Origin of the sequence: Faecalibacterium gallinarum (assembly GCF_022180365.1) — a bacterium.
In the GTDB taxonomy this organism is placed as follows: Bacteria; Bacillota; Clostridia; order Oscillospirales; family Ruminococcaceae; genus Faecalibacterium; species Faecalibacterium gallinarum.
Map to the genome: position 1 here is coordinate 26,724 of NZ_BQKV01000041.1, position 22,098 is coordinate 48,821.

Sequence of the window (22,098 nt, forward strand, 5' to 3'; positions counted from 1 at the left end):
CCAAGCCCTTACAGCTTGATCTCGATGTCCACGCCAGCGGGGAGCTGGAGGCTCATCAGAGCCTCGACCGTCTTGTTGGACGGCTTCAGAATGTCGATCAGACGCTTGTGGGTGCGGCTCTCAAACTGCTCGCGGCTGTCCTTGTACTTGTGGGTCGCGCGCAGGATGGTGACCACCTCGCGATCGGTGGGCAGGGGGATGGGGCCGGACACGCGGGCGCCGGTGCGCTTTGCGGTCTCCACGATCTTCTCTGCTGCGGCATCGATCAGCTGAGCATCATAGCTCTGCAGACGAATTCTGATTTTCTCTTTGACTGCCATTGCTTACGCCTCCTGAAAAATGTTTTTGCCCTAGGCGAGCCGATAAATTGCTCTACACAGTTCCGGGTGTCTCACGGTTTTGCATTAGAAAAGCCGGTGAACCGTCGCGCAGTTCTCCCGGAAAACCTATTAGCAAATCAAACCCGGACATTGGTTCACGCGGGCAGGGAGTAACTTGCCTGCCTTGCGGGAACATATCCCATCGCTGTCAGTAATTTTTTCGCCCGGTTCTTAGATCGGACATACTCCGCGGAAAAACCCGACTCGGCTATAGCCGGCCGGCAACCTCCCGCATCAACGCATATCGTGGCCTGCACGACTTGTATCATCGCACAAGCCCTTTGCAGCCGAGAGATATTTTATCACATCTTCGATGATTATGCAAGCCTTTTTAGTGAAAAAACAGAATTTTATCTTTTATTTTTCTCCCTTTCGCCAAAAGCCATACTTTCTGTATAAAATGCACAATTCAGCGTCCAATCGCTGGAAAAAGCGGCAGCGGGCAGGGCCCAAAAACGGCCTGCCCGCTGCTGAGTATGCCCGACCCTTGGCCGGGTTATGCACCCGGCAGGGAAAAGGCGGTTTTATTTTTTCCGGAGCTGTTCCGGCAGCTCCTCCCGCGGGGTGATATACACGGTGGTGTAGACCTCATAGAGGACCATGCCCGGCTTTGCGCCGGCGGCTTTCCAGATGTTCTTCACCTCGGTGGTATCCACCGCCACCTTGGCCCCCGCCCCGGCCTTGAAGGCACTGGAGTAGAGCACCGCCAGTTCGGCGGCCTCCTGGCGGGTGGAGTCGGGAATCTCCTGGCCCCGGCTCATCGCCACCACATGGCTGCCGGGGGCTTTCTGGACATGGAACCAGAGATCCTTGCCCCGGGCAGTGTGGAGGGTCAGCCGGTCGTTCTGGGCGTTGTTCCGGCCCACCAGAACCTCAAAGCCGTCCGAGGAGGTAAACCGCAAAAAGTCGGCGGGTTTTGCTTTTTTATCCCGGGGCTTGTAGTATTTCAGGTAGCCCTGGCTCTTGAGCTCGGCCCGGATCTCGTTGAGAGCGGCCTCGCCGGAGGCGGTCTCCACCTCATAGAGGACGGTTTCCAGGTAGGCGATCTCCTTTTCGCCCTCTTCCAGCAGCTCGGCCAGCATCCGGGCGGCGGTCTGCTTCTTCTTGTAGTTCTTGAAGTAGTTCTGGGCGTTCTGACTGGGGGAATACCGCAGGTCCAGGGGGATGGTGACCTCCTTGCCCTCGTCGTACCAGTTGGAGACGGTGATGCTCTTCATCCCCTTTTGAGCCAGGTAGAGGTTGGCCGAGAGGAGTTCGCCGTACAGCCGGAGGGTCTCGCTCTTTTCGGTGGCGGCCAGCTCTTCCTTCCGGGCAGCCTGTTTGCGGACCGCCCGCTCGTACATATTATGCACCGCCTTGTGGAGCTCCTTGCTCTTGGTGCGGAGCCGCTCCACCCGGTCCTTCTCGGCGTAGTAGCCCTCCAGCATTCCGCCGAAGGAGGGCCACTCCTTTATAATATAGCTCTCGCCGTACTGCCGGGGCCGGAAGAAGGTGAACTCCACCGGTTTCCCCTCGGGGGTCAGGACGCTGCAGGGGCAGCCCCCGGCGACGTGTTCCTCTTTCAGGCCGTCGATGGCCTCCATCAGCTGAACCCGCTGGGCCTGGGTCAGCTCACTGGCCAGCAGGTGTTCTCCCCCAAAGGCGCGCCAGGCGGCTTCCCGGCAGACCACCGGGCCCACCCCGGCCACCGTCTTGTTGAGAGCGTCGGCCACCGGCAGCTCCCGCTGGCAGGCCAGCGACACGATGGAAGCCGCGCTCACCGCCAAAAAGTCGGGCCGGGCGGGTTTGGGGGGCACAGTGTAGGCCAGCCCAGGCAGCAGTTGGCGGATCTCGCTGTCCTCAAAATCCACCCGTTTCAACGCGTCGATGATCTTGCCAGACTGTACCAATACCAGGTTGGAATACCGGCCCATCAGCTCGGCGCAGAGGGTGTTCTGGACCAGGTCCCCCATCTCGTTGGTACAGAGGAAATCAAAGTAGACGATCCGGTCCCCCGGCTCCATGTGGACCCCCAGCAGCCGCCCGCCGGTGAGGTGCTTCCGCATCAGCATGCAGAAGGAGGGCGGGGTCTCGGGGTTCTCGAAACTTTCCTGGGTCAGACAGACCCGGGCCGAGCCGCTGCGGGCCGACAGCAGAAGACTGAAGGTCTCGGTCCGGGTGCGGAGGGTAATTACCAGCTCGTCCCGGGTGGGCTCAAATATTTTTGCGATCTTTGCGTCGGTGAGCTTGGCGTTCAGCTCGGCGGTCACCAGCGCCAGGGTCGCAGCATCCAATGCCATAGTTTTCTGTCTCCCTTATAATACCTATTATAAATATGTAAAGGGGTCGCGGTTCTCCCGGCTGGGAAGAACCTCCAGCCCCGGCAGCTCTTGGCGCAGCCGGGCCGCTACCGCCTCCACCACCGGGAACTCGGTGGCGTAGTGCCCCGCCGCCACCAGCGAAAGCCCCAGCCGCTTGGCGTCGCAGGCGGCGTGGTGGCTGGCCTCACCAGTCAGCAGGCAGTCGGCCCCCTGGGCCAGCGCCTCCTCAAAGAGGCTGCCGCCCCCGCCGCTGATGACGGCCAGGCGCTTCACCACTCGGCCGGTGTCGGCGTACTTCACCTGAACGGCAGGGGTATCCCCCACCGGCGGGACGCAATAAGGCCCCAGCTTTTCCTGGCAGAGGGCCGCCAGCTGAGGGACGGTGCAGGGGTCGATCTCCCCCACCCGGCCGCAGCCATTGGCAAAGGGAACCGGGTCCCGCATCCCGAAGATGCCGGCCAATACGTCGTTGACGCCCCCTTCTGCCGCATCCAGATTGGTGTGCATGGAGATGGCGGAGATCCCCGCCCGGATCAGCTGAAGGGGTACATCCTGGAGGCCCAGCCGCTTGAGGGGGGAGAAGATCACCGGGTGATGGGAGACGATCAGCCCACACTGCCGGGCCACCGCTTCTTCTACCACCTCGGGGGTGATGTCCAGGCAGACCAGGGCCCGCTCCACCGAGCCGCCGCAGTCCACCAAAAGGCCCACATTGTCCCAGCTCTCAGCCAGCTCAGGCGGGGCCATCCGGGCCAGGGCCTCATAAATTTCCGATACGGTTCTCATCTGCAATCGCTCCCTTCATCCCGGGCCAGCAGGCCGTCGATCTCGGCGGCCAGGGGGCTGCCCTCCGGCACGCCCAGCCGGTATTTTTTCAGTTTTCCCCGTTCCAGCGCCCGGTAGGGCTCGCTGTCCGGCCACTCGGCCGTCCGGCCATAAATGCACTGTTCCAGAGTGGGTTCCACCGGCTGGCCGGTGTACTCGGCAGCCATCACCGCATACCAGCGGCCCGCCGCCTGGACCGGCCGGTCACAGACCAGGGTAAAACCCTTTTGGAGCAGCCACCGCCGCAGTTCGGCATGGCGTGTGGCGGGGATCAGGATCAGCCGGGGCCCGCCCACCTGGAACACCCAGGGGGCAGCCTCCAGAATTTCCCAGGTGGTGCGGGCCGACACCCCCGCCAGGACGATGGTGCCCACCTCCCCCGGGGCCAACACAGAAAGACCGTCGCCCAGCCGAAGCTCGACGCGGTCTTGACAGTGCATCTGTTGGATGGTCTGCCTGGCCTTGGCCAGGGGGCCGGGCCGCAGGTCCGACCCGATCACCTTGGGGTAGCGGCCCGACATGGCCAGCGCCGCCGTCAGTTTGCCGTGGTCACAGCCCACGTCGGCCACCGCCAGCCCCGGCCGTGCCAGTTCGGCGGCGGCAGCCAGCCGCTCATCCAGCCCGGCCAAGGGCTCAGCCCTTCGCCGCGAAGTGGGCGTTCAGCTTCTCGATCAGCTCGTCACAGTTCACGCCGTGGACCGCGCAGGCCTCCTCGATGCTCTCGCCCCGGGAGGCGGGGCAGCCCAGGCAGTGCATCCCGATCTCCATGAAATAGGGGGCAGTGGTGTTGTCCATATCCAGCACGTCGCCGATGATGGTCTCCCGGGTTACCTTGAACTCGCCGGGCTTGGTCTCATCCTTCTTGAGCATATTAAAAAGATCAAACATGGTCGGTTTCCTTTCTTTATTCCGGTTATCTGTTATGGGGCGGCGCGGCGGCCGCCTGTACCTACTAATATACCCCAAACCCTGCCGCTTTTGCAAGCCCCCAGGCAGGGCAAAACAAAAGGCCCCTCCCGCCGAAAAGCGGAAAGGGCCGTGCGTCTGTTACAGGGTCTGGCGCTTAGTTCTGCTTGATGCGAGCGAAGCAATCAGAGCAGTAAACGGGACGATCCTCGCGGGGCTGGAAGGGGACCTTGCAGGCCTTGCCGCAGGAAGCGCAGACAGCGTCGAACATCTGGCGCTCGGTGCCGGTGCTGCCGCCGCGCAGGTTGTTCTTGCGGGCATCACGGCAGGGCTTGCAGCGCTGGGGCTGGTTCTCGAAGCCGCGGGATGCATAGAACTCCTGCTCGCCAGCAGTCCAAACAAACTCCTTGCCGCAGTCTTTGCAAACTAAAGTCTTGTCTTCGAACATAGTAGTATCTCCTCTTGTTTAGTTCTTGCCCACGGAAGGATTGTAACCACACCTTTGGTTCTTCGGGACCATCGCGCTGATCGTAAGCTTACCAGGGGCTTGAATGATAATAATCCTCTGGCTGAGGACTCATCCATTGTACCCTGCTTTACAGCATTTGTCAACCGAAAAACCGTTTTATCTCCTGCAAATTGGAATTCCGACCGGATAAGACGGACTTTGCTTTGGATACAAAAGGGCCGCACGCCCCGGCGGGGTGTGCGGCCCGGTGCAGCGCCTCAAACAGCGCGGCAAAACTTACAGATTTTCGAGCACTTCCTTGGTGTCGCGGGCGATCATCAGCTCCTCGTCGGTAGCGATGACCAGGGTGCGAACCTTGGCGCCCCAGGCAGTGATCTCGCAGACATCGCCCTGGATGTGCTTGTTCTTCTCGGTGTCGATCCGGATGCCCAGCCAGTCCATGTGGTGGCAGATCTTGGCGCGGGCCACAGCGTCGTGCTCGCCGATGCCGCCGGTGAAGACGATGGCGTCCACGCCGCCCATGGCTGCGATATAGCCGCCCACCAGCTTCTTGATCTGGTAGTTGAGCATATCGGAAGCCAGCTTGGCGCGCTCGTTGCCCGCCTCGGCAGCGGCCTCCACGTCGCGCTTGTCGCTGGAGACGCCGGAGATGCCCAGCAGGCCGGACTTCTTGTTCAGGATCTCATCCAGCTCGTGGCCGGTGATGTTCAGGGTGTACTTCAGGTAGTTGACCACAGAGGGGTCCAGGTCGCCGCAGCGGGTGCCCATCATCAGGCCGGCCAGCGGGGTCATGCCCATGGAGGTATCCACAACCTTGCCCTGGTCCACCGCAGCAATGGAAGAGCCGTTGCCCAGGTGGCAGGTGATCAGCTTCAGGCGGGTGATGGGCTCCTCCAGGTACTCAGCGGCCTTGTAGCTGACGTACTTGTGGCTGGTGCCGTGGAAGCCGTAGCGGCGGACGCCGTACTTCTCATAGTACTCGTAGGGGATGGCGTACATATAAGCCTTGGGGGGCATGGTGCTGTGGAAAGCGGTGTCGAAGACAGCCACCTGGGGCACCTCCATGCCAAAGACCTTGCGGGCTGCCTCGATGCCCAGGATGCCGGCGGGGTTGTGCAGCGGAGCCAGGGGGCTCAGCTCCCGCAGGGTCTGGATCACCTCGTCGGTGATCAGGCAGCTGGACTGGAACTTCTCGCCGCCGTGGACCACGCGGTGGCCGATGGCGCCGATCTCCTTGACATCCTCAATGCACTTGCCCTCGCCGGTGGTCATCTTCTTGACGACCTCGGCAAAAGCCTCGGTGTGGGTGGGCAGAATGGCCGGGGTGGTGGCCTTCTTGCCGTTGGCCTCGTGGGTGACCATGCTACTCTCCATGCCAATGCGCTCGCACAGGCCCTTGCAGAGCACCTTCTCGCCGTCCATATCAATCAGCTGATATTTGAGGGACGAGGAACCGCAGTTGATAACGAGAACCTTCATCTTCTGTATCCTCCTGTATCAAAAATTTCCCACCCATTCGGCACAGATTCCGGCCCAAACGGTGGATTTTACAGACTTCTAAGTTTATTATATAATAGAAAAAAACGCTTTTCAAGCCAAAACGGGCAGAAAGTCCAAAACTTGTGTACAAGATTTTCCCCGTCCGGTCCAGGAGTATCCCATGAAATTTGCTGGAATCATCGCAGAATACAATCCCTTCCACGCCGGACACGCCTGGCAGCTGGCCCGGGCCCGGGCTCTGGGGGCCCAGCGGGTGGCGGTGGCCCTCAGCTGCGGGCTGACCCAGCGGGGCAGTCTACCCCTTTTGCCCGAGCCGGTGCGGGTGCGGGCGGCGCTGGAAGCTGGGGCGGATTTGGTCTTTGCCCTGCCGGCCCCCTTCGCCTGCGCCGGGGCCGAGACCTTCGCCCGGGCGGGGGTGCGGCTGCTGGCCGCCGCCGGGTGCGATACCCTGATTTTCGGGGCCGAAACCCCCGACCCTGCCCTTCTGATGGAAGCAGCCCGCCTTCTGCTCAGTGAGGAATACCGGGCTGCCCTCAAAATCCAGCTGGCGGGCCCGGCCCGGAACTTCGCCGCCGCCCGGCAGGCCGCAGTGGAAACCCTCTGCCCCGGGGCCGGGTTGGCCGATCTGCTGGACCGGCCCAACAACAACCTGGCGGCGGAATACTGCAAGGCCATCCTGGAACAGGGGGCAGCGCTGGAGATTCTCCCCCTGCCCCGCCAGGGGGCCGACCACGGCGCCGAGACCCCTGGTCCCGTCTACGCCAGCGCCAGCGCTCTCCGTAATCTCTGGGCCCGGCAGGGCCCCGAGGCCCTGGCCCCTTATGTCCCCGCCGAGGCCCTGGCTCTTTATCGGGAAGCCCATGCTCAGGGGCTGGACACCGACCCCCGGGCCGAAAGCCTGGCGGTCCTCTCCCGGCTGCGGGCCCGGGCGGGGCTGCCCGGGGGCTTTTCGGGGGTGCGAGGCCTCTCCGAAGGGCTGGAACACCGGCTGACCGAAGCAATCCGCACCGCCACCACCCTGGAAGGGCTCTGGGATCAGCTGACCACCGTCCGTTATCCTCGCGCCCGGATGCGCCGCCTCTGCACGGATGCCGCCCTGAACTACGGCGGCCCCGGGGCGGCGGAGGGGTGGCTGGCTTTCCCCGAGCTGCCGCCTTATCTCCATCTGCTGGGCGGGCGGCGGGAGGCTCTCCCCCTTCTGAAAAATGCCGCCCTGCCTGCCGGGCACTCTCTGGCCCGGCTGGCCCGAGTGAACGCCGCCTGCGGGGAGATGGCCGCGGCCCAGGCTGCCGCCGCCGATCTGGGGGCTCTCTGCCGCCGGGCCCCCGGCCCTATGGGGCTGGCCTGGACCCAGCCGCCCCTTTTGCTCTGAACAGACCGCCGCGTTTTTACCCAAGAATACAGAAAACCGGCCCGAAATTCGGCGGTTTGGCCAGTGCACTTCCGGCCGCGTTCGCGGTATCATGTAAAGAGAATCTGGGATACAACAGAAATCTTTCTATCCCCCATCATTATACAAAGGAGGAACCCCAACTATGGCCCTGCACGTCATGGACGAGGCCAACCGCTGCCTCGGCTGCAAAAAGCCCCTCTGCCAGGAGGGCTGCCCCATCCACACCAACATCCCCGAAGTGATCCGGCTGCTGAAATCCGGCAACCTCAACGCCGCGGGGCGGATGCTCTTTGAGAACAACCCCCTGACCACCGTGTGCAGCCTGGTCTGCAACCACGAGAAACAGTGCGAGGGTCACTGCATCCGCAACCGGATGCCCTCCCACGACCCGGTCCACTTCTCCATCATCGAGGACTATATCTCCACCACCTACGCCAACCAGATGGTGGCCGGCCCCGCCCCCAAAAACGGGATGAAGGCCGCTGTGGTGGGCTCAGGCCCGGCGGGTCTGACCATTGCGGTGCTGCTGGCCCGCTGGGGTTACGACATCACCATCTTCGAGTCCCAGGATAAAATCGGCGGCGTGATGCGGTACGGCATCCCCAACTACCGGCTGCCCGACAGCGTGCTGGACGACTTCCAGTACCGGCACCTGGAGCTGAAAGGCATCCGGGTGCGGCCCAACACCGCCATTGGCCGGACGCTCACCATTGACGACCTCTTCCGGGACGGCTACAAGAGTGTCTTCATCGGCGCGGGCCTCTGGAAGGCCAACGCCATGCACATTAAGGGCGAATCCCTGGGGAACGTGGCTTTTGGCATCGACTACCTGGCCAACTCCAAGGGGTTCAACCTGGGGGACAACATCGCCGTGATCGGCGTGGGCAACTCGGCCATGGACTGCGCCCGCACCGCCATCCGGAACGGAGCCCGGCACGTCACCTGCTATGCCCGCCGGGATGAGAGCTGCATCAGCGCCTCGGCCTATGAGGTCAGCTACGCAAAGCTCGAGGGAGTGGGCTTCCGGTTTTGCAAAGCCCCGGTGGAGATCCGGGAAGAGGGCCTGGTCTGCCGGGACACCGTCAAAACCGAGGACGGCAGTTTCGTCCAGGTGGAGGGCAGCGAAAAGCTCTACCCCCACACCGGCGTGATTGTCTCGGTGAGCCAGGGCTCCGAGAGCGCCCTTATTGAGACCACCACCGGCATCGACACCAACCATAAGGGCCTTTTGACCGTGGGCCCCGACGGCCGTACCACCCGTCCAGGGGTGTTCGCCGGCGGCGACGCGGTCAAGGGCGCCCGCACTGTGGTGGAGGCCGTCGCCATGGCCAAGGAGGTGGCGGTGGCCATGGACGAGTATATGAAGTCCCTGCCCGCCGACACCACTCCCGACCCCTACGCCAGTCTTCCGGTGGAAGACACTCTGGGGCCGGACGCTCTGGCCGAACAGCAGCGGTAAGGCTCCGGCCCGTCCGCCCATCAAAATTCCCCGGCGCATGACAGCCGGGCCAAGGAGGTTCACCCCATGACCCAACCCCACAACCGCAAAGCGGCTCTGCTTTCTGCCTCGGCCATCCTGCTGGGCAACATTCTGTTCGCTCTAACCCTGAAACTGTTCGTGATGCCCTCCGGGCTGATTATGGGCGGCGCCACCGGTGTCGCCCTGGCGGTCAACCGCGCCTTCGGGCTGTCAGTATCCGGGGTACTGCTGGTTTTCAACGTCAGCATGCTGATCCTGGGCTGGCTGGTGCTGGGGCGGACCTTTGCCATCTCCACCCTGGCCAGTACCTTCCTGAGCCCCGTTGCCCTGGAATTTTGGGAGCGGCTGTTGGGGGACTATGTTCTGACCGACGACCTGCTGCTCTGCACCGTCTTCGCGGGGCTGGGCATCGGCGTCTCTCTGGGTATGGTGATCCGGGCGGGGGCCTCCACCGGCGGCATGGATATCCCGCCCCTGGTGCTGAACAAGCTCTGCCGCCTGCCGGTGTCGGTGAGTATGTTTTTCTTCGACCTTTTGATCCTGCTGACGCAGGCCATGTCCACCCCCGCCGACCAGATCCTCTATGGTATTCTGGTGGTGCTGATTTCCACCACCGTTCTGGATAAAGTGATTATGGTGGGCACCACCCGCACCGAGGTCAAGATCATCAGCAGCAAGGCCGACGAGATCCGCGCCGCTATCCTCTCCCAGATCGACCGGGGCGTCACCATCCTCCACGGCGAGGGCGGCTATCTGCACCAGCCCACCCAGCTTTTGCTCTGCGTCGTCTCCAACCGGGAGCTGCCGAGGCTGGAAAAACTGATCCACTCCATCGACCCGGCCAGCTTTGTGATTGTGGGCCACGTCAGCGAGGTCAGCGGACGGGGCTTCTCGCTGAGCAAGCATTACACCAATCAGGAACACGACCAGGATTAACCGCCCCGAGGCAGATTGATATTTTTTTGGCATTCCAGGCAACCGTTTGTTGTCGAACCTCCCAAAAAGGAGCCGCCAGGGTTGCGAAACAGTAAAATCATGGTATAATTATAGTGACCTACTAGCAGCCACAGGCTGCTATATGAGGTAATTTGGTCTTTTGCGCGAGTTTTTGACTTATGGAGGGAATACCCATGGAAACTTATGGTATCGAAAAATTCGGTATCCTGGCTCCTAAGGCCGTTTACCGTAACCTGACCCCCGCCCAGCTGACCGAGGCCGCCCTGCGCCGCGGCGAAGGCTCTCTGAGCAACACCGGCGCTCTGGTCGTCACCACCGGCAAGTACACCGGCCGCTCGCCCAACGATAAGTTCATCGTTGACAGCGAGGGCGTCCACAACGACATCGCCTGGGGCAAAGTCAACCGCCCCATCAGCCGCGAGAAGTTTGACGCCATCAAGGGCAAAGTCGCCGCTTACCTGCAGGGCCGCGAGATCTTCATCTTCGACGGTTTCGCAGGCGCAGACCCCAAGTACACCAAGAAGTTCCGCATCATCAACGAGCTGGCCAGCCAGAACCTGTTCATCCATCAGCTGCTGATCCGGCCCACCGCTGAGGAGCTGGCAAACTACGGCGAGCCCGACTACACCATGCTGGTGGCCCCCGGCTTCAAGTGCGATCCCGAGGTGGACGGCGTCAACAGCGAGGCCGCCATCATGATCGACTACGAGGCTCACACCATCGTGATCTGCGGCAGCCAGTACAGCGGCGAGATCAAGAAGAGCGTCTTCTCCACCATGAACTACGTCATGACCAAGGAGAACGTCCTGCCCATGCACTGCTCCGCCAACATGGACCCCGTCACCCACGAGACCGCTGTCTTCTTCGGCCTGTCCGGCACCGGCAAGACCACCCTGTCCGCTGACCCCGGCCGCAAGCTGATCGGCGACGACGAGCACGGCTGGAGCCCCGACGGCGTGTTCAACTTTGAGGGCGGCTGCTACGCCAAGTGCATCAACCTCAAGGAAGAGAACGAGCCCGAGATCTACCACGCCATCAAGTTCGGCTCTCTGGTGGAGAACGTGGTCATGGACCCCGAGACCCGCGAGTTCAACTTTGACGACGACAGCCTGACCGAGAACACCCGCGTCGGCTACCCCGTCGATTACATCTCCAACGCCCAGATCCCCGGCGAGGGCGGCATCCCCAAGGTTGTCATCTTCCTGACCGCCGACGCTTTCGGCGTTCTGCCCCCGATCAGCCGCCTGAGCAAGGAAGCTGCTATGTACCACTTCGTCACCGGCTTCACCTCCAAGCTGGCCGGCACCGAGCGTGGCGTTACTGAGCCGCAGCCCACCTTCTCCACCCTGTTCGGCGAGCCCTTCATGCCCATGGATCCCCAGGTCTACGCCAAGATGCTGGGCGACAAGCTGGATCAGTACGGCACCAAGGTCTACCTGGTGAACACCGGCTGGGCCGGCGGCAGCGCAGCCTCCGGCGCAAAGCGGATGAAGCTGAGCTACACCCGCGCCATGGTCACCGCCGCTCTGAACGGCAGCTTCGATAACATCGAGTTCAAGCATCACGATGTCTTCAACGTGGACTACCCCACCAGCTGCCCCGGCGTGCCCGACGAGAAGCTGGATGCCCGCGGCATGTGGGAAGACAAGGCTGCTTACGACGAGCAGGCCAACAAGCTGGCCAAGATGTTCGAGGATAACTTCGCCAAGAAGTACCCCAACATGGCCGCTGAGATCGTCAATGCAGGCCCCAAGGCAAAGTAATTTTGCCCAGAGTTAACCTGAACTGACAAACAGAACACCCCCGAGAGCTTCGGCTCCCGGGGGTGTTTTTTGTTTTATTGGCTGCAGAAGGAGGGCGGCTCTCAGCCCTCGGTGCCGCCGAGGGTGTTCTCGGCGTCCTGGAGCAGCGCCCGCTGGCGGATCTTTTCCAGGGTCTGCTCGCTGAGGATATGCTCGGCCTTGCAGGCGTCCTCGGCGGCGGTCTTTTCGTCCACCCCCAGCTGCATGAAGAAGTGCTGTAATAGCCGGTGGCGGCTGTAAATCCGCTCGGCAATCTCCCGGCCCGGGGGCAGCAGGGTCAGGTTCCCCTCGCCGTCCACGGCGATATAGCCGTTCTCCCGCAGTTTGCGCATGGCGATGCTGACGCTGGCTTTGGTATAGCCCAGCTCGCGCACCACGTCGATGGAGCGCACCTTGCCCAGCCGTTCGGTCAGCATCAGGATGGTTTCCAGATAATCTTCGGCGGATTGATGGATCATCATGGTTTGTTCGGCCTCCCGTTTCCTGCCCGGCCGTAGGGCGGCGGGGCGTTTTCTCCTAGAGTATCACATCCGGCGGCCCAGCGCAAGCGGTCCAGCGGCCTCCGGGGGTTTTATTCTCCCGACGGGCAGGCGGCGCGGTAGGCTGCCGGGCCCGACTCGTACAGGTCCCCGCCCACCGGGTCCAGAATCACCGTCAGGGGCATATTTTCCACCGTCAGCCGGCGGACCGCCTCGCAGCCCAGATCCGGCCAGGCGATGACTTCCAGGCTCTGGACGCTCTGGGCCATCAGGGCCCCAGCGCCCCCCAGGGCCGCCAGATAAACGGCGCCGTTGCGGACCACGGCCTCTTTGACGGCGGCATCCCGCTTGCCCTTGCCGATCATGATTTTGTTCCCCAGATCCAAGAGCCGGGGGGACATGGCATCCATCCGGCCCGAGGTGGTGGGCCCGGCGGAACCGATCACCTGGCCCGGGCGCTCGGGAGTGGGGCCGACGTAATAAATAGCGCTGCCCTCCAGATCAAAGGGCAGGGCCTGGCCTGCATCCAGGGCCTCGATCATTCGTTTATGAGCCTGGTCCCGGGCGGTGTAGATCACCCCCGAGAGCAGAACCGTATCCCCGGCCCGCAGCGGCGCCAGATCGACGGCGGTGCAGGGGGCTGTCAGTTTGTATTCCATGGGTTATGCCTCCCCTCTCACAGCTCTGCGGTGGCCCGGCGGGTCACATGGCAGGACACGTTGACGGCGGCGGGCAGGCCCGCCACATGGGTGGGCATCTGCTCAATGGCCAGGCCCAGGCAGGTGGTCTTGCCGCCGAACCCTTGCGGCCCAATGCCGATCTCGTTGACGGCCTCCAGCAGTTCCCGCTCCAGGGCCGCATAGTAGGGGTCCGGGTTGGGGACGTCCAGGGGGCGGAGCAGGGCTTTCTTGGCCAGGTAGGCCACCTTGTCAAAGCTGCCACCCACGCCGATGCCCAGCACAATGGGGGGGCAGGGGTTGGAGCCCGCCAGCTTGACCGTCTCCAGAACAAACTTCTTGAAGCCCTCAACGCCGTCGGCGGGTTTCAGCATCTGAATCCGGCTCATGTTCTCGCTGCCGAAGCCCTTGGGGGCCACGGTGATCTTGCAGCCGTCCCCATCCACCAGATGGACGGTGATGGCCGCGGGGGTGTTGTCGCCGGTGTTGCCCCGGCGGAGGGGGTCGGCCACAATGCTCTTGCGCAGATAACCCGCGCCGTAACCCTGGCGGACGCCCTCGTGGATGGCCTGTTCAAAGCTGCCCTCGATGTGGACATCGGTGCCCAGCTCCACAAAGACGCAGGCCATGCCGGTGTCCTGGCAGATGGGCAGGTTGGCGGCCTCAGCGGCCCCCAGGTTGTCCCAGAGCAGATTCAGGGTGGTTTTGGCCAGGGGCCAGGGCTCCGAGGCCCGGGCCGCATCCAGGGCCGCCTGCACGTCGGCGGGCAGATGGGTGTTGGCCTCGATGCAGAGCCGGGCCACCGCGGCGGTGATCTCCTGTGTGGAAATGGTTCTCATGGGCAGTCCCCCTTACAGCCGGGCCGCGCCGGTCTCCTGGGCAGCCTTGGCCACGGCATCGGCCACGGCCTGGGGCACCCGGGGATCAAAGGGGCCGGGGATGATGTAGTCGTCGCTCCGCTGCTCGTCGGTGATCAGGTCGGCGATGGCGTAGGCGGCGGCCAGCTTCATCTGGTCGTTGATGTCCCGGGCCCGGACGGACAGAGCGCCCTTGAACAGGCCAGGGAAGCAGAGGACGTTGTTCACCTGGTTGGGGAAGTCGCTGCGGCCGGTGGCAATGACCCGCACGCCGCCCGCCTTGGCCTCGTCGGGCATGATTTCGGGGGTGGGGTTGGCCATGGCAAAGACGATGGCGTCCTTGTTCATGGTCTTGCACATCTCAGCGGTCAGGCAGCCGGGCTTGGACACGCCGATAAAGACGTCCGCCCCAACCAGGGCCTCGGCCAGGCCGCCCTTGATCTGGCGGGGGTTGGTCACCTCGCCCAGCCAGTTCTTGTGGGCCTCGGCGCTGTTGCAGCCCTTATACAGGGTACCGAACTGGTCCACCGCGATGATGTCTTTTGCACCGGCGGTCATCAGCATCTTGATGATGGCGGTGCCCGCAGCGCCGGGGCCGTTCAGGACGATGTGAACATCCTCCATCTTCTTGCCCACCACCCGCAGGGCGTTGATGAGGGCCGCCGTCACCACGATGGCGGTGCCGTGCTGGTCGTCGTGGAAGACCGGGATATCCAGCTCCCGCTCCAGGGTTTCTTCGATCTCAAAGCACTCGGGGCTCTTGATGTCCTCCAGGTTGATGCCGCCGAAGGTGGGGGCGATGGCCTTGCAGGCAGCAATGACGCTGGCGGCGTCGTGGGCGTCGATGCAGATGGGGAAGGCGTCCACCCCGCCGAACTCCTTGAAGAGGACGGCTTTGCCCTCCATCACCGGCAGGCCGGCCGCCGGGCCGATGTCCCCCAGGCCCAGAACTGCGGTGCCGTTGGAGACCACCGCCACCATGTTCCCTTTAAAGGTATATTTATAGACGTCCTCGGGGTTGGCCGCAATCTTGCGGCAAGGCTCGGCCACGCCGGGGGTGTAGGCGGTGGCCAGCTCGTCCCGGTTGGTCACCTCCACCTTGCTGACAATGCCCACCTTGCCCTTGTGGGCCTCGTGCATGGCAAGAGCTGCTTTATTATAATCCATGGTATTGTATCCTCCTGCTCTTTCGCGCTGGATGCGCCGGAATGGTTTCGTCCTCTTTATTGTAACAGAACCGCCCGGGGATTTCCACCGCTCCGGGCGCCTTTCGGCCCCCGGCAAAGCCAAAACCAACTGCCGCAGGCCGGGGCATTTGTGGCAATTTCGTTAAAACGCTTTCTTTTTGGTCGGATCAACGGTATAATATAGCGGCAAAGGCAGACCTTCGGGCTGCCATCCCATCAGACAACAAACCGAACAACAGGAGGATATTCTTTTGAATCATAAATCGTTTGCCGCGCTCTGCCTGGCCGCAGCCTTGGGGCTGAGCGCCGTTCTGGGCGGGTGCAGCTTTTTCAAGGGGGATGCGTCCTCCCAGGCTGCGGGGGTGTCCAGCTTCGGCTCCGCCGCCGACTACGATTACGAGAACTTCCAGTTCAGCCAGGGCCTGACTGCCGACGGCTACTGGGAGGGGGTCAAGGCTCTGGACTATGTCACCCTGCCGGAGGATTTCGCGGCCATCTCCCTGCCCAAGGCTGAGGTGGAGCCCACCGAGGAGGCCATCTCCAACCAGTGGGATTACTTGCTGAGCATGTACAGCACCACCCAGCCCGTCACCGACCGGGCCGCCCAGAACGGCGACGTGGCCAACATTGACTACGCCGGCACCGTGGACGGGGTGGCCTTTACCGGCGGCACTTCCACCGGCTTCGACCTGACCCTGGGCAGCGGGATGTTCATCGATGGTTTCGAGGAGCAGATCGTGGGCCACATGCCCGGGGACCAGTTCGACGTGGTGGTCACCTTCCCCGAGGGGTACAACGACTCCACCGACGCCGAGGGCAATACGGTGCCCCTGAGCGGCCGGGAGGCGGTCTTTGCCGTCACCCTGAACAGTCTGTCCGAGTCTGTCCTGCCCGAGGCCACCGACGCCTGGGTGGATGAGAACTTCGGCGAGAGCGATGACGTTCACACCGTGGAGGAGCTGAACCAGTATTTCTACGACCTGATCTACGAGGACAACCTGGACAACGCCATCCGCTCCTATCTGCTGGAGTCCTCCCAGTTTGACGGCTGCCCCGATGTCATCGCCGACTACCAGGTCACCAGCTGCCTGAACTACTATTACCAGATGGCCTCCTACTACGGCTACACCCTGGACGAGTTCCTCACCACCTACGCCGGGTTCAGCTCCGCCGACGAGATGCTGGCCAGCTACGACGAGGATCTGCGCAGCTACTGCGACGAAGCTCTGGTCTACCAGGCGGTGGCCGAGTCCCTGGGCCTGACCCCCAGCGAAGCCAGCTGCGAAAAGTACGCCGACTACAACGCCAGCTACGGCGAAAACTACGTCAAGATGCTGGCCCTGATCGACGACGTGACCGCTGCTCTGCGGGACGGGGTCCAGCTGGTCTAAGCGCCCAAAGCCCTAAATCCAAACCATCTGCCCGCCCGGGCCGCCCCTCTTGCAGGGTGCACCCGGGCGGGTTTTTGCATATCTGCGAACTTTCTGTTAACTTTTTGGTTTTTGGGCCCGCCCTCTTGACAAGGGCGATGGTTTGCGGTATATTTTTAGCAGTCGAGCAGCTAGAGTGCTAAACAAACTCGACCAACCCGCACAAGGAGGTGCGAATCCCCATGAAACGACCTGTTTTTCCGACATATCCCCCCTGTTCGCATCTCCGCGTGCGGGGCGGTTAGCAGCAGCGCCCCCTGTCCGCCAGCCCGGCGGTGTTGCGCCACACCGGGCCATATTAAAAATCTACGGTATGAATGGAGGCAAACTTTATGAATACCAATCAATATACCCAGAAAACCCTGGAAGCGCTCCAAGCCGCCCAGCAGCTGGCGGTGGAGTACCAGCACAACGCCCTGGAGCCGGAACACCTGCTCCACGCTCTGGCCGCCCAGGAAAACGGCCTGATCCCCCAGCTGCTCCAGAAACTGAACGTGGACCCCGGCAGTTTTACCGCCGCTGTGGCCGAAAAGCTGGCCGCCCTGCCCCGGGTGTCCGGCTCGGGCCGTGACCCCGACAAAGTCTATATCTCCCAGGCCACCGACAAAGTCCTGTCCGCTGCCGCCCGGGAGGCCAAGGCCATGAAGGATGACTTCATCAGCGTAGAACACCTGATGCTGGGCCTGCTGGCCGAAACCAATCAGAATACCTCCGAGCTGTTCCGCGCCTTCGGCATCACCAAGGATAAATTCCTCAAGGAGCTGAGCGGGGTACGGGGCAACCAGCGGGTCACCACCGACAACCCCGAGGACACCTACAACGCCCTGGAGAAATACGGCCAGAACCTGGTGGATCTGGCCCGGAAGCAGAAACTGGACCCCGTCATCGGCCGGGATCAGGAGATTCGGAACGTGATCCGCATCCTGTCCCGTAAAACCAAGAACAACCCCTGCCTGATCGGCGAGCCCGGCGTCGGCAAGACCGCCATCGCCGAGGGTCTGGCCCAGCGGATCGTCCGGGGCGATGTGCCCGAAAACCTGAAGGACCGCACCGTGTTCAGCCTGGACATGGGCGCCCTGGTGGCCGGTGCCAAGTATCGGGGCGAGTTTGAGGAGCGTCTCAAGAGCGTCCTGAACGAAGTCAAGAAGAGCGAGGGGCAGATCATCCTCTTCATTGATGAGCTGCACACCATCGTGGGTACCGGCAAGTCCGACGGCGCCATGGACGCAGGCAACCTGCTCAAGCCCATGCTGGCCCGGGGTGAGCTGCACTGCATCGGCGCCACCACCCTGGACGAGTACCGCCAGTATATCGAGAAAGACCCCGCCCTGGAGCGCCGGTTCCAGCCGGTCCAGGTGGATGAGCCCACTGTGGAGGACACCATCTCCATCCTGCGTGGCCTGAAAGAGCGGTACGAGGTGTTCCACGGCGTCAAGATCAACGACAACGCCCTGATCGCCGCCGCCACCCTCTCCAACCGGTATATCACCGACCGGTTCCTGCCCGACAAGGCCATCGACCTGGTGGACGAGGCCTGCGCCATGATCAAGACCGAGATGGACAGCATGCCCAGCGAGATGGACGACCTGGCCCACCGGATCACCCAGCTGCAGATCGAGCAGGTCAGCCTGAAAAAGGAGACCGACGCTCTCAGCCAGAGCCGCCTCCACGAGCTGGAGAAAGAGCTGGCCGAATTGCAGGATAAGTTCCGCAGCATGAAAGCTCAGTGGGAGAACGAAAAGAACGCCATCGGCAAGGTACAGAGCCTGCGGGAGCAGATCGAGCAGACCAATGCCGCCATTGAGAAGGCCCAGCGGGAGTACGACCTGAACAAGGCCGCCGAGCTGAAATACGGCCGCCTGCCCGAGCTGCAGAAGCAGCTGGCCGAACAGGAGAAGCTGGCCGCCGAGAAGAAGGAGTCCAGCCTGCTGCGGGACCGGGTCACCGAAGAGGAGATCGCCCGGATCGTGGCCCGCTGGACCGGCATCCCGGTGGAGAAGCTGGTGGAAGGCGAGCGGGAGAAGCTGCTCCATCTGGACGAGGTGCTCCACCGCCGTGTGATCGGCCAGGACGAGGCCGTCACCAAGGTGAGCGAGGCCATTCTCCGCAGCCGGGCCGGCATCGCCAACCCCAACCGGCCCATCGGCAGCTTCCTCTTCCTGGGCCCCACCGGCGTCGGCAAGACCGAGCTGGCCAAGGCCCTGGCCCAGAGCCTGTTCGATGACGAGAAGAACATTGTTCGGATCGATATGACCGAATATATGGAGAAGTTCAGCGTCAGCCGCCTGATCGGCGCGCCTCCGGGATACGTGGGTTACGAGGAGGGCGGCCAGCTGACCGAGGCCGTCCGCCGCAAACCTTACAGCGTGGTGCTGTTCGATGAGGTGGAGAAGGCCCACCCCGACGTCTTCAACATCCTCTTGCAGGTGCTGGACGACGGCCGGATCACCGACAGCCAGGGCCGGACGGTGGACTTCAAGAACACCATCATCATCCTGACCTCCAACCTGGGCAGCGACATCATCCTGAACGACCTGGAGAACAGCCGCGCCTCCGGCTCCAACGAGCTGAGCGCCGAGGCCCGCAGCGCCATCGACCAGCTGCTCCGCTCCAAGTTCCGGCCCGAGTTCCTCAACCGGCTGGATGAGATCGTCTACTACAAGAGCCTGACCAAGGAAGAAGCCCGCCAGATCGTGGATCTGCAGCTGGCCGACCTGCGCCATCGGATGGACGAGGGCCGCCATATGAGCCTGGCCATCACCGACGCTGCCAAGGACTATATCATTGATTCCGCCTATGACAGCGTCTACGGCGCCCGGCCCATCAAGCGGTTCATCCAGAGCCACGTCGAGACCCTGATCGCCAAAGCCCTGATCCGGGGCGACTACCCCGAGGGTGCGGCCCTGACGGTGGACTACGACGGCACAGCTCTGACTCTCCGCTGAAAAACCACTGTTTCCCGCCTGTTTTGGGCCTGGGCGCAGCCCTCCGCGCTTGCGTCCGGGTCCAAAATATGATATGATATCTTTTGTCAAGTGCTTTTCATCGTTGAAGGCCTGCGATGGAAAGCACTTTCTTTTTGATTTTTTAAGGCCAACCAAAGAAAGTTGAGTTGATATTTTCCCTTATGGACGATGGCAGTATTACGATGATCGCAGCGCTGGCCGTACTGGTGGCGCTGTCCGCCTTCTTCTCCGCTTCGGAGACCGCGTTTTCCTCCCTGAACCAGATCCGGGTCAAGAGCCGGGCCGAGGACGGTGACCCCTCCGCCAAACGGGTGCTGGCAATGTCGCAGCAGTACGATAAACTGCTCTCCACCATTTTGATTGGCAACAACATTGTCAACATCGCCTCCGCCTCTCTGGGCACCCTGCTCTTTACCGCCCATTTCGGGCCGGAATACGGCGCCACCCTTTCCACCATTGTGATGACGGTGGTGGTGCTGATCTTCGGTGAGATCACCCCCAAGAGCCTGGCCAAAGAGGTGCCCGAGCGGCTGGCCTCGGCGGTTGCACCCGCTCTTCAGCTGCTGATGACGGTGCTGACCCCCCTGAACTGGCTGTTCGCCCAGTGGAAAAAGCTGGTGGGCCGGGGTTTCCACGGCGGAGAGGCCGACACCATCACCGAGGGTGAGCTGATGACCATGGTCAACGAGGCCGAGAGCGACGGCGAACTGACCGACCGGGAGGGCCGCCTGATCCGCAGCGCCATTGAGTTCGACGACGTGGAAGTAGAGGAGATCCTCACCCCCCGCGTGGACGTAGTGGCTGTGGAGGACACCATCTCGGTGGAGGAGCTGACCCAGATCTTCGCAGAGTCGGGTTACTCCCGTCTGCCGGTCTACCACGACACCATCGACAATATCATCGGCGTGGTCCATGAGAAGGACTTCTACCGCGGGCGGCTGAAAAAGCTCACCTCCATCGAGGAGATGATCTCCCCCGCCCTCTACACCACCGGCTCCACCAAGATCTCGGAGCTGATGCGCACCCTGCGCGAAGAACACCATCACCTGGCGGTGGTGGTGGACGAATACGGCGGCACCGAAGGCATCATCACCCTGGAGGACATCCTCGAGGAACTGGTGGGCGAGATCTGGGACGAACACGACGAAGCCACCGAAGATTTCCGCCAGCAGTCGGACGGCAGCTGGCTGGTCTCGGGCACGGCCAACGTGGACGATCTGTTCGAGGTTCTGGGCCTGCCGGAGGACGATGAGATCGACTCCAATACCGTCAACGGCCTGGTCCAGGAAAAGACCGGCCATCTGCCCAAGGTGGGCGACCACTTTACCCTGAACGGTTTCGAGGGCGTTGTAACACGCACAGCCCGCCGCCGGGTAGCCGAGATCCGGCTGACCCCGGTGCCGGCAGAGCCCGCCCCCAGCCACCACTCCTCCCGGGGGTAAGGTCAGCCCGTAACACAACCATCCATAAAAACCTATACAGCAAATAAATCCCCCGCCGGGCGTTCGGAACGGAACGCCCGGCGGGGGATTTTCAGTATGTATCAAAGGCTCTGGCTCGGCGGCGGCATAGACTTATCGTGACGCATCATTGCCTCATGGCGGGCAATGTTATCTTTGGCCTTTGGCAGAAGGCTGACCAGCAGGAAATGATAGATCACCTCCACAATGGCAATAGCCGAGATCCGCGAGAAAGCAAAATCCGCCGTTGTCAAAAGCTGTTCGCGGTTGGAGGAAATCAGCAGATAATCCGCCAGCTCGGCCAAAGGCGACCGGCGATCGCAGGTAATCAGGATGATCGGCACGCAGTTTTTCCGAGCCGCCTGTGCAATCTGATACAGCCGCCGGGACTTGCCCGAGTTCGAGATCAGAAGCAGCGCATCCTGCCGGGTCAGGGTGAGGGCAAAGGCAGCGTTTTTCTCCGAGATTTCTCCCGTGACGCAGCGCAGCCCCAGCTGGTTGAGCTTGAACGCCGCATCCAGCGCCACCGGAATGGTATTGCCCACTGCGGCAATCTGAATGATCTGGGCGTTTTGCAGCACAGCCAGAACCTTTTTCAAATTTTCCGGCTCAATGGCTCCAATGGTGGCCTGCAGTTCCCCGATCTTGTTGGCAAGAATGTTCTGCAAAGACTGTTCAATGTTGTCCAGCCGCACCTCATAGGAAATTTCCGCGGTCTGGCGCTCCCCCACAATATCCCGTGCCAGCGTCAGCTGAAACATACGGTAATTTTCAAACCCCAGCTTTTTGCAAAAACGGGTCACGGTCGCCTCAGAGGTAGAGCTGGCGTGGGCCAGCTCCGCCGAAGTCATATCCACCACCCGCTTAGGGTCTTCCAGAATATAATCTGCAATCCGTTTTTCTGCGTTGAAAAAATGAATGCCTGAGCACAGCAGCGTCAACACGCTGACGGGCGGCTCTGTCATATAAGTTCCTCCCTACATTCGGCATTTTCGGCTCCGTAGATTCTATAACTTAGTTTAACAGGTTA

The 22,098-nt window shown here is 62.2% G+C and carries 19 protein-coding genes; 7 read left to right on the forward strand and 12 right to left on the reverse strand.

Going from position 1 to position 22,098, the window contains the following annotated elements:
- Nucleotides 1-8 precede the first annotated feature (8 nt).
- The 7 genes from rpsJ to JCM17207_RS07095 form a co-directional block, all read right to left on the reverse strand.
- Entirely contained in the window at nt 9-320 is a 312-nt protein-coding gene (gene rpsJ, locus JCM17207_RS07065; protein ID WP_238316908.1) for a 30S ribosomal protein S10, read from the reverse strand.
- Between the two features lie 584 nt (nt 321-904).
- Nucleotides 905-2,659, reverse strand: coding sequence for an Rqc2 family fibronectin-binding protein (locus JCM17207_RS07070; protein ID WP_238316909.1), 1,755 nt, complete (start codon nt 2,657-2,659; stop codon nt 905-907).
- A gap of 27 nt (nt 2,660-2,686) precedes the next feature.
- A complete protein-coding gene (locus JCM17207_RS07075; RefSeq protein WP_238316910.1) occupies nt 2,687-3,466 on the reverse strand; it encodes a Nif3-like dinuclear metal center hexameric protein in 780 nt (259 codons plus the stop codon).
- Nucleotides 3,463-4,134: a class I SAM-dependent methyltransferase gene (locus tag JCM17207_RS07080; RefSeq protein WP_238316911.1), complete on the reverse strand. Its 672-nt coding sequence runs from the start codon at nt 4,132-4,134 to the stop codon at nt 3,463-3,465. The genes JCM17207_RS07075 and JCM17207_RS07080 overlap by 4 nt, the downstream gene beginning before the upstream one ends.
- 4 nt (nt 4,135-4,138) lie before the next feature.
- Nucleotides 4,139-4,393 (reverse strand): DUF1858 domain-containing protein, encoded by a 255-nt coding sequence (locus tag JCM17207_RS07085; protein ID WP_238316912.1) that lies wholly within the window; start codon nt 4,391-4,393, stop codon nt 4,139-4,141.
- Between the two features lie 175 nt (nt 4,394-4,568).
- On the reverse strand, nt 4,569-4,859 hold the full coding sequence (locus JCM17207_RS07090; protein WP_238316913.1) for a zinc-ribbon domain containing protein: 291 nt from the start codon (nt 4,857-4,859) through the stop codon (nt 4,569-4,571).
- A gap of 297 nt (nt 4,860-5,156) precedes the next feature.
- On the reverse strand, nt 5,157-6,359 hold the full coding sequence (locus JCM17207_RS07095) for an acetate/propionate family kinase (protein ID WP_238316914.1): 1,203 nt from the start codon (nt 6,357-6,359) through the stop codon (nt 5,157-5,159).
- Nucleotides 6,360-6,540: 181 nt separating this feature from the next.
- Between JCM17207_RS07095 and JCM17207_RS07100 the strand changes: the two genes are divergently transcribed.
- The 4 genes from JCM17207_RS07100 to pckA all read left to right on the forward strand — a co-directional run bounded on the left by JCM17207_RS07100 (nt 6,541) and on the right by pckA (nt 11,973).
- On the forward strand, nt 6,541-7,752 hold the full coding sequence (locus tag JCM17207_RS07100) for a nucleotidyltransferase family protein (protein ID WP_238316915.1): 1,212 nt from the start codon (nt 6,541-6,543) through the stop codon (nt 7,750-7,752).
- Nucleotides 7,753-7,915: 163 nt separating this feature from the next.
- Nucleotides 7,916-9,232 carry an NAD(P)-dependent oxidoreductase gene (locus tag JCM17207_RS07105; protein ID WP_238316916.1) on the forward strand — a complete coding sequence of 439 codons (1,317 nt, stop codon included), beginning with the start codon at nt 7,916-7,918 and terminating at the stop codon, nt 9,230-9,232.
- A gap of 66 nt (nt 9,233-9,298) precedes the next feature.
- The gene (locus tag JCM17207_RS07110) at nt 9,299-10,189 is read left to right on the forward strand and encodes a YitT family protein (RefSeq protein WP_238316917.1); all 891 of its coding nucleotides are present in this window, start codon (nt 9,299-9,301) and stop codon (nt 10,187-10,189) included.
- Nucleotides 10,190-10,383: 194 nt separating this feature from the next.
- The gene (gene pckA / locus JCM17207_RS07115) at nt 10,384-11,973 is read left to right on the forward strand and encodes a phosphoenolpyruvate carboxykinase (ATP) (protein ID WP_238316918.1); all 1,590 of its coding nucleotides are present in this window, start codon (nt 10,384-10,386) and stop codon (nt 11,971-11,973) included.
- Between the two features lie 101 nt (nt 11,974-12,074).
- Here pckA and JCM17207_RS07120 read toward each other — a convergent pair whose 3' ends face one another.
- The 4 genes from JCM17207_RS07120 to JCM17207_RS07135 all read right to left on the reverse strand — a co-directional run bounded on the left by JCM17207_RS07120 (nt 12,075) and on the right by JCM17207_RS07135 (nt 15,192).
- On the reverse strand, nt 12,075-12,473 hold the full coding sequence (locus JCM17207_RS07120) for a metal-dependent transcriptional regulator (RefSeq protein ID WP_238316919.1): 399 nt from the start codon (nt 12,471-12,473) through the stop codon (nt 12,075-12,077).
- Nucleotides 12,474-12,583: 110 nt separating this feature from the next.
- Complete coding sequence (locus tag JCM17207_RS07125; protein WP_238316920.1) at nt 12,584-13,150, reverse strand: Fe-S-containing hydro-lyase; 567 nt, start codon at nt 13,148-13,150, stop codon at nt 12,584-12,586.
- A gap of 17 nt (nt 13,151-13,167) precedes the next feature.
- Nucleotides 13,168-14,007 carry a fumarate hydratase gene (locus tag JCM17207_RS07130; RefSeq protein WP_238316921.1) on the reverse strand — a complete coding sequence of 280 codons (840 nt, stop codon included), beginning with the start codon at nt 14,005-14,007 and terminating at the stop codon, nt 13,168-13,170.
- Between the two features lie 12 nt (nt 14,008-14,019).
- Nucleotides 14,020-15,192 carry an NAD(P)-dependent malic enzyme gene (locus tag JCM17207_RS07135; protein ID WP_238316922.1) on the reverse strand — a complete coding sequence of 391 codons (1,173 nt, stop codon included), beginning with the start codon at nt 15,190-15,192 and terminating at the stop codon, nt 14,020-14,022.
- A 271-nt stretch (nt 15,193-15,463) separates the two neighbouring features.
- Between JCM17207_RS07135 and JCM17207_RS07140 the strand changes: the two genes are divergently transcribed.
- The 3 genes from JCM17207_RS07140 (at nt 15,464) to JCM17207_RS07150 (ending at nt 21,050) form a co-directional block, all read left to right on the forward strand.
- A complete protein-coding gene (locus JCM17207_RS07140) occupies nt 15,464-16,603 on the forward strand; it encodes an FKBP-type peptidyl-prolyl cis-trans isomerase (protein WP_238316923.1) in 1,140 nt (379 codons plus the stop codon).
- 371 nt (nt 16,604-16,974) lie between these two features.
- Nucleotides 16,975-19,587, forward strand: a complete 2,613-nt coding sequence (gene clpB / locus JCM17207_RS07145) for an ATP-dependent chaperone ClpB (protein WP_238316924.1) — start codon at nt 16,975-16,977, stop codon at nt 19,585-19,587.
- Nucleotides 19,588-19,769: 182 nt separating this feature from the next.
- On the forward strand, nt 19,770-21,050 hold the full coding sequence (locus tag JCM17207_RS07150) for an HlyC/CorC family transporter (RefSeq protein ID WP_238316925.1): 1,281 nt from the start codon (nt 19,770-19,772) through the stop codon (nt 21,048-21,050).
- Between the two features lie 101 nt (nt 21,051-21,151).
- On the opposite strand, the gene JCM17207_RS07155 is transcribed toward JCM17207_RS07150, so the two are convergent.
- A complete protein-coding gene (locus JCM17207_RS07155) occupies nt 21,152-22,033 on the reverse strand; it encodes a MurR/RpiR family transcriptional regulator (protein ID WP_238316926.1) in 882 nt (293 codons plus the stop codon).
- Nucleotides 22,034-22,098: the final 65 nt, after the last annotated feature.